12 protein-coding genes, 1 tRNA gene and 1 other RNA gene are annotated in these 12,406 nt (G+C 58.5%); 6 read left to right on the forward strand and 8 right to left on the reverse strand.

Annotated features, from left to right (window positions below; genetic code table 11):
* Window positions 1-266 precede the first annotated feature (266 nt).
* The gene (gene atpC / locus NW840_RS04705; RefSeq protein WP_011433800.1) at window positions 267-680 is read right to left on the reverse strand and encodes an ATP synthase F1 subunit epsilon; all 414 of its coding nucleotides are present in this window, start codon (window positions 678-680) and stop codon (window positions 267-269) included.
* Window positions 681-984: 304 nt separating this feature from the next.
* Between atpC and NW840_RS04710 the strand changes: the two genes are divergently transcribed.
* Window positions 985-1,623, forward strand: coding sequence for a Crp/Fnr family transcriptional regulator (locus tag NW840_RS04710; RefSeq protein WP_414342684.1), 639 nt, complete (start codon window positions 985-987; stop codon window positions 1,621-1,623).
* An 80-nt stretch (window positions 1,624-1,703) separates the two neighbouring features.
* Here NW840_RS04710 and ssrA read toward each other — a convergent pair.
* Window positions 1,704-2,105, reverse strand: a transfer-messenger RNA (tmRNA) gene (ssrA, locus tag NW840_RS04715).
* An 81-nt stretch (window positions 2,106-2,186) separates the two neighbouring features.
* On the opposite strand from ssrA, the gene NW840_RS04720 reads away from it, so the two are divergent.
* Window positions 2,187-2,258, forward strand: a tRNA-Lys gene (locus tag NW840_RS04720).
* A 2-nt stretch (window positions 2,259-2,260) separates the two neighbouring features.
* Here NW840_RS04720 and gatC read toward each other — a convergent pair.
* From gatC to NW840_RS04735, 3 genes are all read right to left on the reverse strand, one after another.
* Entirely contained in the window at window positions 2,261-2,554 is a 294-nt protein-coding gene (gene gatC / locus NW840_RS04725) for an Asp-tRNA(Asn)/Glu-tRNA(Gln) amidotransferase subunit GatC (RefSeq protein WP_414342686.1), read from the reverse strand.
* Between the two features lie 97 nt (window positions 2,555-2,651).
* On the reverse strand, window positions 2,652-3,173 hold the full coding sequence (locus NW840_RS04730) for a photosystem I assembly protein Ycf3 (RefSeq protein WP_414342688.1): 522 nt from the start codon (window positions 3,171-3,173) through the stop codon (window positions 2,652-2,654).
* A gap of 173 nt (window positions 3,174-3,346) precedes the next feature.
* Window positions 3,347-3,631 carry a chlororespiratory reduction protein 7 gene (locus NW840_RS04735; protein ID WP_414342689.1) on the reverse strand — a complete coding sequence of 95 codons (285 nt, stop codon included), beginning with the start codon at window positions 3,629-3,631 and terminating at the stop codon, window positions 3,347-3,349.
* A gap of 123 nt (window positions 3,632-3,754) precedes the next feature.
* Here NW840_RS04735 and trpS point away from each other — a divergent pair, with 123 nt between their 5' ends.
* On the forward strand, window positions 3,755-4,750 hold the full coding sequence (gene trpS / locus NW840_RS04740) for a tryptophan--tRNA ligase (RefSeq protein WP_414331708.1): 996 nt from the start codon (window positions 3,755-3,757) through the stop codon (window positions 4,748-4,750).
* Between the two features lie 22 nt (window positions 4,751-4,772).
* On the opposite strand, the gene NW840_RS04745 is transcribed toward trpS, so the two are convergent.
* A complete protein-coding gene (locus tag NW840_RS04745; protein ID WP_414342691.1) occupies window positions 4,773-5,789 on the reverse strand; it encodes a DMT family transporter in 1,017 nt (338 codons plus the stop codon).
* A gap of 95 nt (window positions 5,790-5,884) precedes the next feature.
* Here NW840_RS04745 and truB point away from each other — a divergent pair, with 95 nt between their 5' ends.
* Window positions 5,885-6,784, forward strand: a complete 900-nt coding sequence (gene truB, locus NW840_RS04750) for a tRNA pseudouridine(55) synthase TruB (protein WP_414342698.1) — start codon at window positions 5,885-5,887, stop codon at window positions 6,782-6,784.
* Between the two features lie 239 nt (window positions 6,785-7,023).
* Entirely contained in the window at window positions 7,024-7,527 is a 504-nt protein-coding gene (apcB, locus tag NW840_RS04755) for an allophycocyanin subunit beta (protein WP_011433791.1), read from the forward strand.
* A gap of 10 nt (window positions 7,528-7,537) precedes the next feature.
* Here apcB and NW840_RS04760 read toward each other — a convergent pair whose 3' ends face one another.
* Window positions 7,538-8,302, reverse strand: a complete 765-nt coding sequence (locus NW840_RS04760; protein ID WP_414342692.1) for a TIGR03943 family putative permease subunit — start codon at window positions 8,300-8,302, stop codon at window positions 7,538-7,540.
* Between the two features lie 472 nt (window positions 8,303-8,774).
* Between NW840_RS04760 and NW840_RS04765 the strand changes: the two genes are divergently transcribed.
* The gene (locus NW840_RS04765) at window positions 8,775-9,566 is read left to right on the forward strand and encodes an ABC transporter permease (RefSeq protein ID WP_414342694.1); all 792 of its coding nucleotides are present in this window, start codon (window positions 8,775-8,777) and stop codon (window positions 9,564-9,566) included.
* A 91-nt stretch (window positions 9,567-9,657) separates the two neighbouring features.
* Here the strand turns inward: NW840_RS04765 and metH are convergent.
* Window positions 9,658-12,406 (reverse strand): methionine synthase (gene metH, locus NW840_RS04770; protein ID WP_414342696.1); only part of this gene is annotated, 2,749 nt, incomplete at its 5' end.

Genomic DNA, 12,406 nt, shown 5'->3' on the forward strand with positions numbered 1-12,406 from the left:
GATGAGGGTATAAAATCCTGCTACGCCGGTCATAGCACCAGTAAGGACGAAGCATCGTGTCCTCGCCTTTTATCCCGACCCTTACCCTGGATAGTGGTGAGTGGATAGTGACCAGCCACTAGTCACTAACAGAAGGCGGGGCTTCCCGCCGGTCTAGCTAACAAAGCCAATCCCCAAAGATCGAAAATGGCCCCCTGGCTGCGCCTCAGCCCCTCCATCTCTCCTGCAGCTTGAGCTCCATCTGCAGATCCCGCGCCGGGACAGGGTCAGCTTCCAGTCTTGCTGCCCATCTCGGCAGCTTGGATCAAGGCCCTGGCTCGCTGTTGATCCAACTTGGCTTGCAAGCGCTCTTGCTTGTCGCTGCTGGTATTCAAAACTTTGCTTGCTTCGTCCAAGAGGGCCTGAGCCGCTGCCTTATCCACTTTTTCACCCCGCTCTGCTCGGTTGACCAGGACGGTTACCTCGTTATTTTCGACTTCTGCAAATCCGCCCATGACCGCAATGGCCAACCACTTTCCATCGGCTTTGACCCGCATAACGCCATTGCCGATGGCGGTCAAGAGGGGGGCGTGCCCAGTGAGAATGCCCAATTGGCCCGAAGTGGCAGGGAGGATCACTTCCTCGCTGGGGGCATCCCAAACCGTGCGGTCGGGGGTAATCACACGAACCATCAGCGTCACGACAGATCTCCTGAGGGCTTGAACACTTTCGCGTCGGCGGTGCGGAGCACCCTGGTTTCGATCCTAGCGGATTAGGATCCCTGCAGCTTTGCCGGGTTCTCCTTTTGTCTCTTCTCTCGAGGCAGCCACACTTAACCTGTGCATAACTTTGCCTTTACCTCAGGCTGGAAGGCAAGCGCTAAGGTGTTGTCGGGAACACTTATCTCATGCCCCAACCTCAGCATTGACGGCCAGCCCATTGCTGTTGGTTTGCAAGGGGGAGCCCAACGACTGGTGCGCCCAGTTTTCCTAGCGGAGCCAGCCTATGCCTGAAGCGATGCCTAGCCATTTTGCTGCCGGCCTGTCCACACGGGAGCGCCAACTGCTAGAAGACCTCTACCGCAGCCGCAGTTTATCCCCCTACACTCCTGGCCAGGTTATCCCTTTGTTTCCTGATGAATGGGTGATCGTCTGTCGGGGGGTGGTGCAGTTGACCACCCTCTATCCCAATGGCGGTGAGGCGTTGTTGGGGTTTGCCGGCCCCTCCATGCCCCTGGGATCCCCTCTGACGATGCTGGATCCCTACCAAGCTAAGGCTTTGACGGCAGTTGATGTGCTGCGGCTGCCGGCAGCAGAGGTGGAAGCCTCAGAGATCCTGAGTCAAGGGCTGCTCAAGCAGGTGGTGCGTCGGCTGCGCCAAACCGAAGCATTGCTCGCCTTGGCCGGACGGCGGCGGGTAGAGGATCGGCTGCGCCAGTTGCTCTCCCTTTTGGCTGTGGAGCTGGGATCCCCGGTTGCAACAGGGGTGCGCCTGCAAGTGCGCCTTACCCACCAGGACTTGGCCAATGCCATCGGCACTACCCGGGTCACCATTACCCGTCTCCTAAACCGCTTTCGCCAGCAGGGCTGGGTTGCGGTGGACAAAAACCGGCACCTTGTCATCAAACTCGCCCACGCTCCGTAAAACCTTTAGAAACTGAGCAGGATCTGCCCCTAGGGCATGGCTGAAAGCTGGCAGTTTTTGGCTCGTAGTTAACTGCTGGGAGATGGAGCTGACGGGAGTCGAACCCGTGTCCGAGGTGGGTACTGAGGGATCACTCATTCACAGGTTTAGCCTCTTTGACCCTCGAGGCGGGGATCGCCGTTTGGATCCCAGCGATGGGAGTTCTCCGCCTAATCTTAGTCTCTCCCTCGACGGAGCCGGAGTAGAGAGCTGCACCCGTTGGGGTTGTGATCCGCCCACTTAACGGGGTCGTGAGCAGATCCTCGAGCTCAGAGTAAGTTTTCGGTTACTGAGCCTTAGGCAGCCAAAGCAGCTGCTTTACGAGCAAAGGGTACGACGTTGTTCGCACGTACTGTTTTGAGCCTGGTGGTAACGGGAGAAGCTCAATCCCGACCTGCATCATGAACCCATGTTCGCCACCCCGTCGAAACCGTTACAGCCCCAGGGTTGACTTGAGACCAGCATAGCAAAATTTCTTGGGATTTCGCCAGAGAGCTTTGCTACCATGATAAGGCTGCAAACTTGGGTCGGTAGCTCAGCGGTAGAGCACTCGGCTTTTAACCGATTGGCCCAGGGTTCGAATCCCTGCCGACCCATGTCAGTCTTCTTCTTCCAAAATGCGAGGCACCTTGAAGAACATGTCAGCTCGATCAGGGGCGTTGGCCAGGATCCCTTCGATATCCGGGTAGGGCTCGACTTCATCGGGGCGGGTGGGCAGTTCCATGTCCAGGACGTGAAAGGTGGGCTCTACCCCCTCCGTGTCCAGCTCCTTCAGTTGCTCCACGTAGGCCAAGATGTCTGCTAGCTGCTCTGTGAACTGGATCTCTTCCTCCTCGGTCAGCTTCAGACGAGCCAAGTGAGCAACATGTTGGACTTCTTCCCGTTTCAGCATCCTCTCCTCCGGCTCCCAGATTATCGACTTGACTTAGCCCAGGGTAGCCGAGATCAACCGTTCGCGTTAACGGAACGGAGTCCTTCTGCAGGAAAGCTCAGTACACCTCCAGGTTGGCGCGCCCGGTGGTTTTCAGCCAGTTTTGGGCCTCGATGTAGTTGTTGGGGGCAATGCGAATGGCCCGAATCCAGTACTGGGCAGCCTCGTTGAACAGGGCCTCTGCTGTTTCCTCATCCCCGGCTTGCAGGCTCAGCTCGCCCTTGTGGTGCAGCAGCACGGCAATGTTGTTCAGAGCAGAGCAAAGTCTTGGGTTCAACTCCAGAGCTTGGTGATAGTACTCCAGAGCCTTGTCCAGTTCGCCGTTGCTCTGGTAGATCAGGCCCATGTTGTAGAGGATGTAGCTGCGGTCTTCTTCCCCTTGCTCCAGGGCAAGGGCTTCTCTGTAGTTTTCTAGGGCCTCGGCATATTCTCCTTCGCTCTGAGCGGCCATGCCATCCCGGTAGTAGGCAAAGGCTTTCTTTTCCTCGGAACTCACCCCTGGCAGCAGCTTCAGGATCAGATCGGCCATGACGGTAAAGGTTTTGTCGATGAAGTTGTCGTTCTTCATGCTGCGCGGCATGGCTGACCTCTTTTAGAACTTAGAACTCAGGATTTCTTTCTTGCGTTGTATCATGCCCAAGGCGGGATCCGAAACACAACTCCATGAGGGCTCTGTCTCAGGCTACGGCAGGGGAACTGCAACGCTGCTGCAACGAGGCTGCGAACGGCTTGGCCAAGGAACTTCCGAGCCTGTTAAGACCGTGTCGAGGAGCGCTTGCTCAGGCGCACAGGATGCCACTGCACAGTTTCGCCGGGGCAAACCTCGAGCTCACAGGCGGTGTCGATCAGCCGCTGTGCCTGCGCTTGAGGGGTGGGATAGCGGGCCAGATCTGCATCCACCAAGTGGGGATGTTCCTGCAACAGCCGCATGAGAAACTCCTGCAATTCCTCGGGGCTGAGAAATTGCTCCGGCAAGCCCGGTATCAGCAGCACATAGTGGTTGGCAGCACGTAACAGTTCGGGTTCAGAGTCTGACATGGTGTGCGGTTGGGCATCTTCCTTCCATCATGAACCAACGGGTTGCGCCTCTCTTGATATCCTGAAAAAGACTTTCCTTGCTCTTGTCCTCCGTCTTGTTGGCGTTTGAGATCTGCTTTCCCTATGGCCAAGCCGCGCACCCTTTCTGGCATTCAGCCCTCTGGCGAACTGCATTTGGGCAATTACTTGGGGGCGATTAAGAATTGGGTGGCCGAGCAGGAGCACTACGAGAACTTTTTTTGCATCGTCGATCAACACGCCATCACCGTCCCTCAGGATCCCAAGCTGCTGAGGGAGCGAACCCGTTCGCTGTTTGCCCTTTATTTGGCCTGCGGTCTCAGCCTGGAGCATTGTGTGCTGTTCGTGCAGTCCCATGTGCCTGCCCATACGGAGCTGGCCTGGCTGTTCAACACCATCACCCCCATGAACTGGGCGGAGCGCATGATCCAATACAAGGAGAAGAAGGAAAAACAGGGGGAGGAGACCAGCGTTGGCTTGTTCAGCTACCCGATTTTGCAGGCGGCAGATATTTTGCTCTACCAGCCCAAGTATGTGCCGGTGGGGGAGGATCAGCGGCAGCATATTGAGCTGTGTCGGGATATTGCCCGCCGCTTCAATGACCGTTTTGGAGAGGTGTTTCTGATCCCGGAGGCCCTGATTCGTCCGGAGGGGGCGCGGGTAATGAGCTTAACCGACGGTACGCGGAAGATGTCCAAGTCGGATCCCTCGGATTTCAGCCGTATTCATCTGCTGGATGACCCGGATACCATCCGCAAGAAGATCCAAAAATGCAAGACCGACCCCATTCGGGGCATTACTTTTGACGATCCGGCTCGTCCCGAAGCCCACAATTTGTTGACGATTTACATGCTCACCTCCGGCAAAAGCAAGGAGGTGGTGGCGGCTGAGTGTGCCGAGATGGGGTGGGGGCAGTTCAAGCCCCTCCTTGCCGACAGCATCATCGCTGCCCTGGAGCCCATTCAGCAGCGCTACCGGGAACTGTGGAGCAACCCCGACCACCTGCTCGTTCTGATTCGGGAGAATGCCGCTAAGGCCCGGGCCATCGCCGAGCAAACGCTACAAAGGGTGAGAGAGGCCATGGGGTTCTTGCCCCCCTAAGGGATCCCTGCCCAAGCTTTGATCAGTCGGGGTTGCCATCGCGGATCTCGACGGTGCTGAAGGCGCTCACCAGCCAATCCAAACCCAGCTCCGAGAGGATCCCTTTCCAGCCCAGGCGCAGGCGCTCCTGCCATTCTTGCCGGTGGTTAATCAAATACACGCAGACCAGAGTGATGCCCACTCCCAGCCATTGCAGCCGCGTCAGCGATTCCCCCAGAAAGGTGCTGCCAAACAGCAGGGCAAAGATGGGGGTGAGGAAGGTCAGGGAGCTGAACTCGGTGAGGTTTTCCTGAGAGGCGAAATAGAAGAAGAGGGCATAGGCCAAGGCGCTCCCCATCACCGAAGCGTAGAGAAGGCCCAGCCAGTGGATCCCGCTCAGGTGTTGCCATTGCTGGGTTTCTGTTAGTGCTGACAGCAGGATCAAGGGCAGGCTGCCCAACACCATGTGCCAGCCCGTCGCCAGCACCGGATCCGCCACCTCCGCCACCTTGGGCATCATCACGGTGCCGATGGCCATCGACAGGGAGGCCATCAACATCCAAACGACGCCGGCCCCCAACTGCAGGGATCCCTCGCCGGATAGGCCGATGAGGCCAATGCCGAAAACCCCCAGCCCCAGGCTCAGCCAGCCCAGGGATCCCATCCGCTCTCGATAAAAACAGGTGGCCATCAGAGCCACCGCCAGCGGCTGCGAGTCAATGAGCACGGATCCCAGGCCTGCCCCTGTCTCTTTCAGCCCTTGGGCCAAAAATCCCTGAAAACAAGTGCCGTCCACTAGCGCAAACGCCAACACCCATAGCCAGCCGCGCAGCCCTCTGGGATGCCAGGCGTGAGAGGCCGCAGAGCCCCGCCCCTGCCAGAGCCGAAAGGCCAGAACCAGGATCCCTGCCGGCAACAACCGCAGAATGGCAATGAAGAGGGGGGTGGTCTCGGAGAGGGCGTCTCGCATCACCACCATCGCCGAGCCCCACAGGAAAAAGGGGGCAATCATCAGGAGGCGTTGCCAGATAGGCTGAAAGAACAGGTCAGACTGAGCCATAGGTGCTTCAAACTTGGAGACGGAAGTTAACCCCATGTTAAGCGCTGGGGCAGCTCAGTTACAAATCTTAACTGTTGATGCATATTATGCCTGGCATGGGATCCCTGGAGGGCTTTCTCAACCTGGACAAGCCGGCGGGGCTCACCTCCCACGACTGTGTGGCAGTGGTGCGGCGGGTCTTGCGCACCCGCAAGGTGGGGCATGGGGGCACCTTGGATCCGGCGGCAACGGGGGTTTTGCCGATTGCGGTGGGACGGGCAACACGCTTTTTGTCGTTTTTGTCGGGGGATAAGGTGTATCAAGCAACCTTCCGATTGGGACAGCGCAGCGACACCGACGATGCCGAAGGGCAGATCCGGGTGGGATCCCCTTGTCCTGGGTTGAGTCGCGAGCAGGTAGAGCAGTGCTTGCGGGAGTTTACCGGCGAGATCTGGCAGGTGCCGCCCCTCTACAGCGCCCTTAAGCGCCAGGGGAAAAAGCTCTACCAGTTGGCCCGTGCCGGCGTGGAGGCTGCGGAACTCCAGTTGGAACCCCGACGGGTGGTCATTCGGCAACTGCGCATCCTGGGCTGGCGAGCCGGAGACTTTCCGGAAGTGGATCTGGAAGTTGCCTGTGGCCCCGGCACCTACATTCGTGCCCTTGCCCGCGATGTGGGGGAAAAATTGGGCTGTGGAGGGCTGATGAGCCGGCTGCGACGGCTGCAAAGTGGCCCCTTTCGCATCGCAGAAAGCCTGCCCCTGGAGAAATGGCAGGGATCCGCGGATCCCGCTGCCGCCCTGTTGCCCATTGAGTGGGGATTTGCCGATTGGGAGGCAGTAGAACTCTCTTCCGCCAAAGCGGAGCAGTGGCTGCAGGGTCAGGCCATTCCCCTCGACCGGCCCATTATCGGTGCCCCTACTTTGCGGGTGCTGGATGAGGAGGGCAAGTTTTTGGGCTTGGGGTACGGTCAGGCAGGTCAGCTCAAGCCGCTGCGGGTGTTGTCGCCGGATCCCTAGAGTGTTGCAGAAAAGTTACATTTTCGTAACAACATTGGCCATTGTCTCAGGGGGAAGCGGGAAAGAAACCCCTGCATGCTAAACTTCTGAGGGCGAAGGGGAGCCTGAAGCGTCGCCGTTGCCGGGCTCTGGCTCGATTTTCCAAGGTTGACCTTTGGATGTTGTCCGGCAAAATCTCTTCTCATTTTTTCATCTCAAGCTACTTTACAAAATAAAGTCACAAGAATGGAGCTGGGGATATGCGGGATGCCGTAACCACACTGATCAAAACCTACGACCTGACGGGCCGCTACTTGGATCGGGAGGCAATGGATGCGCTCAAGGCTTTTTATGACTCGGGGCTGCGGCGCATCAAGGCCGTGAACGTGATCAATCTCAACTCAGTGGATATCGTCAAAACGGCTGCTGCGGCCATGTTCGCCCAGGTGCCAGATCTCATTCGTCCGGGAGGCAACGCCTACACCACCCGCCGCTATGCCACCTGTTTGCGGGATATGGACTACTTCTTGCGCTACGCTTCCTACGCGCTGGTGGCTGCCGATAACAGCATTCTGGATGAGCGGGTGTTGGCGGGCTTGCGGGAGACCTACAACTCCCTCGGCGTGCCCATCGCCCCGACGGTGATTGGCATTCAAAACATGAAAACCCGCACTCTGGAGCTGCTTGGCTCCGGCGAAGACTATAGCTTTGTGGCCGAGCCCTTCGATTACCTGAGCGCCAAGCTGAGCGAAACCGATATCTGAGCGCCTACTCTCACTCGTCGGCGTAGGGATTGGCCGGCACCGGTATCGGCTCCACCTGCTCGGCAGCGATTACCAACTGAGATTGGCCATCCCGCTGCTCCACGGCCATGCGCCCCTCCAGACGCAGCCAACTGTCGGCAGTTAACTGCTCTGCCTCTGGCCAGCGCACCGGCAAGCCCACGGGGTAAGCATCGGCAGCACAGCAGCTAACCAAAAACCGGGCAATAACAAAGTGGTCGGGTCGCTCGTCAGGAATGACGAACCCCTGCACCCGCACCGGCTGGTCTTCATAGGTGTAGGGATCCGGGTAAACATCCAAGGTGCGCACCCAGTCCAGCAGAGTACGCTGACGGGGGTCGAGCTTGGGGCGAAAAGCCTGCGGCTGGCTACGAGATGCTCCCAGATAGGGAGATACCCCTCGGTTGAGGGCAGTTTGGCTGGAGAGCGGGCGTGGCTCGACCCAAAACCCCAGCAGGGCCGTCAGGATCAACAGTCCTGCGCCCAGCCGCGGCCCCAATAGTGAGGCATGGACTTCAGAAGAGGCAACTTTGGCTCCTCGCCAACGGCCAATCCCCAAGCCCAACAGACACAGCCCGGCCAACAGCGCCACATTCACGTAGCCGGGATTGATCAACATCAGCAGGGTGCCCCGCCAGCGATAGACGATCAGCAGGATCCCTAGCAACATCAACCCAACCGCCTCCCAGTAGGCTGTATTGCCCCACCGCAACGGTTTGGACTCCGTCCCGCTGACGCGACCGACAGGCCGAGACATACCCTTGGTTTTCGCGTGCGGTTCCTCTGGATTTTGTTTTTCTCGAAGACGACCAGAACTGCTTTTGGGCATGGGTTGCAGCTTTTTCACACCACTCCGAGCCTAAGTTTAGCAATCCTCGCGGAAGTGCCCACTGCCGGCGTTGGGGAATGCCTGTGCTGCCAATTTCCCAGTCACAGGTATCGGGTTGCCCGAATAAGGCAAGGACTCCGTCCCCCTAACGCGAACAGCAAAACATTTCGTTTGGCTCACGTTCTTTGATTGCCGTCTTTACAGCTTCAGGGATCCCATCATCAATTCAACAAATCCAGCCACAGATAACCTCACATTGATATCCCATTGATAACGGACTTTAGCGTGATGGACAGGGTTGTAGGCGGGTGTATAAAGCCTAGGGAGTTGCTGCAATTTTGGCGGTCTGCTCTACAGTGGGATAGAGACAACTGAGATACCACACACGAATGTTGGCCGAATGTTGGCAAGGATACCCACCTGGCTGCGGGGAGTCAGCTATGCCATCTATGGTTTTCTCTACCTGCCAATTCTGCTTATTGCGGTCTATTCCTTTAACCGCGCCCGCTTTGGGCTGGTATGGACGGGCTTTACCTTCGATTGGTACTTGGCTCTCTTTCGGAATGCCTCGATCTGGCAGGCGACGCAGAACACCCTCGTCTTGGCCGTGGTCAGCACCCTGGTCAGCACGCTGCTGGGATCCCTCTTGGGCTATGGTCTCTACCGCTACCACTTCCCCGGCAAAAAGGCGGTGCAGGGGCTGCTGCTCTTGCCGGTAGCCATTCCGGATATTGTGATGGCCATTGGGCTGCTGCTGTTTTACCAAGTGGTGCGCGCCTACACCGGCTGGTTTGAGCTGGGCCTGGGGACGATGATCTTGGCCCACATTACGTTTCAGATTGCTTTTGTGGCTATTGTGGTGCGCAGCCGTCTCCAACTTTTGGATCCCGCCCTGGAAGAAGCAGCCTATGACCTCTATGCAAACACCTGGCAAAAGCTACGCTATGTCACCTTGCCCTTGGCCATGCCAGGGATCCAAGCTGCCGCTTTGCTGGCTTTTACCCTTTCGATAGATGATTTTGTCATCTCCTTTTTTACCAGTGGGCCGGAGAGCCTGACCTTGCCAATTTTGATCTACAGCACGGCGCGACGAGGAGTTACCCCGGAAATCAATGCCCTCTCCACCTTGATCATTCTGGTTACCTTGATCTTGGTCGTGGGCTTCCCCCTGCGGAGTGCTCCGCACCGCTGACGCGAACAGCCGCTCCCGCCTGGGATCCCGCTAGCCGTTCTCGACAGTTCCCCCTCTCCCCCTGAGAGAGGTTGGAGATGAGGGCCTAAGCCTAAGTGTTGAAGTAGCGGGCTGCCGGATGGTAAGCAACGATGGCGGTGGTGGACTGTTCCGGATCCAATTGATCGCTTTCGTCCATGGTGAGGCCAATGCGCTCGGCCTGGAGCACCTGCAGCAGAACCCGTTGGTCGGCGATGTTGGGGCAGGCGGGATAGCCGAAGCTGTAGCGGGATCCCCGATAGCCCTGATGCAGGATCTTGCGGATGTCGGGGCTATCTTCGTGGCCAAACCCCAGCTCCCGCCGGATGCGGGCATGGCACCACTCGGCCAAGGCTTCTGCCAAGGTCACGGTCAGGCCGTGGAAATACAGGTAGTCGGTGTACTGGCCCTCGGCAAAGAGGCGCTGGGCATAGGCGGTGGCTTCTGCCCCTACCGTGACCGCCTGCATGGGGAAAACATCCACCAATCCTGTGGAGCGAGCGGCGAAGAAGTCGGCGATACAGTAGCGGTGGCCGCTCTTTTGGCGGGGGAAGGTGAAGCGGGCCAATTCCCGCACCCCTGGAGAGAGTTGCGGGCGCTCCACCGTGGGCAGTTGGAAATAGGTGGTGGAGCCTGGCTCCAGGGAAAACAGCTCGGGGAAGCTGGCCGGGTCGAACAGGATTAGAGTATTTCCTTCCGCCTGCGCCGGGAAATAGCCGTAGACCACTTGGGGGTGCAGCAGATCCTCAGCCAGGATTCGCTCCTTCCAGCGCTCGATCACCGGATCCACCTGGGTGGCGATAAACTCGGCAAACTCCTCTGCCGACTGGTCGCGGGGCTTGCGAATCTGCCACTGGCCGGCTACCAGGGCCTGCTTGTCGATGTAGAAGAAGACTTCCGGCCAAGGGATCTGATCTGAGGTGAGAACCTGGGATCCCCAGAAAGGCGGGATGGGTCGCTCGGTCTCCAGGGCAACGGCTTCAGAGCGGCGGGTGTCTGGGGGTGGGGTCTCCGTTCCGCCGTTGCCAGCCGAGATGGCAAGGGCAGGAGTAGCACCCACAGTCACCTCTGGAGCAGGCAGGGTGGGATCTGTCTCCTCTAGAAGAGTGGAAGCAGCTTCTTTTTGGCCGTTGGCAGAGGGGGATCCCAGCTCTAGGTCGTCCAGAAAACCCAGCCGGTCATCCCAGCGGCCAGCAGCCTTGGCCTGCATTAGCCGATCCATAAAGTTCAGATCAGTAAAGGCATCGCGGCCATAGATCACCTGGCCTTTGTAGGTCTGGCGGCAGTCTTCTTCCACAAAGCGGCGGGTGAGGGCCGCCCCTCCCAAAATGACGGGAACCGTGATGCCCCGCTCGTTAAACACCTCCAAATTCTCTTTCATAAAGGCCGTGGATTTCACCAACAGGCCGCTCATGGCAATGCAGTCGGCCTTGCTCTTTTCATAGGCTTCGATGATGTTCTCCACCGGCTGCTTGATGCCCAAGTTAATTACCCTGTAGCCGTTGTTGGTGAGGATGATGTCCACCAAGTTTTTGCCAATATCGTGGACATCCCCCTTGACGGTGGCAATCAAAAGAGTGCCTTTGCACACTTCCCCTCCCACCTTTTCCATGAAGGGCTCCAGGTATTTCACCGCCGCTTTCATGGTTTCTGCCGACTGCAGCACAAAGGGCAGTTGCATTTTGCCAGCGCCGAAGAGCTCCCCCACCTCCTTCATGCCGTCCAGCAAAAAGGTGTTGATGATCTCCAGGGGAGGATATTTCTGCAGTGCCTCCGCCAGGGTCTCCTCCAGGCCAATCCGCTCCCCGTCAATGATGTGCCGCCGCAGCCGCTCCTCCAGGGGTAAATCTGCAAAAGATCCGCCAGAGCGCAGTTCCTTCCCGGAAACGCCCGCAAACAGCTCCGTCAGCCGCGCCAGAGGATCGTAGGTGCAAATGCCCGAGGACTCCGTCCCGCTAACGCGAACGGCGTTAAACTGCCGCCGATCCCAGATCAGATCCCGACACACCTGCTGCTGCTCTGCGGGGATCTTGTTCAGGGGCAGGATCTTGGCGGCGCTGACGATGGCGGCATCCAGCCCGGCCTCACGGCACTCGTGCAAAAACACCGAGTTCAACACCACGCGGGCTGCCGGCGAGAGCCCAAAGGAGATGTTGGAAATGCCCAAGAGAATGTGGGTCTCCGGGAAAGCCTGGCGGATGCGGCGGATGGCCTCCAGGGTGGCTGCCCCGTTGGCCCGGTCTTCCTCGATGCCGGTGGAAATGGGCAAAGCCAGGGGGTCAAAGAAAATCTCGTAGGGCGGGATCCCGTACTCAACCGCCTGGCGATAGGCCCGCTCGGCAATCTGGAACTTCTTGTCGGCGGTGCGGGCCATGCCCTCTTCGTCGATGGTGCCGATGACCACCCCGGCGCCGTAGGTTTTGGCCAGCTCCAGCACCTTTAGGAAACGTTCTTCCCCATCCTCGTAGTTGGTGGAGTTGAGCAGGCACTTGCCCCCCGCCACCTTGAGGCCCGCTTCCATCTTTTGCCAATCGGTAGAATCCAGCATCAGGGGAATTGGGATTTGGGTAACCAGCCGCGAGACCAGCTCCCGCATATCCCGCACGCCATCCCGGCCCACGTAGTCCACATTCACGTCCAGGATGTGGGATCCCTCCCGCACCTGCTCCCGCGCTAGGGCCACCAGGCCGTCCCAGTCTTCGGCGTTGAGCAGCTCCCGCATCTTTTTGGAGCCGCTGGCGTTGAGGCGCTCGCCGATGATTAAAAACGAGTTGTCCTGCAGGTAGGGCTGGGGCGTGTAGATCGAGGCAGCAGCGGGAATG

It is taken from the genome of Synechococcus sp. R5-13 (assembly GCF_047462015.1).
Classification (GTDB): domain Bacteria; phylum Cyanobacteriota; class Cyanobacteriia; order Thermostichales; family Thermostichaceae; genus Thermostichus.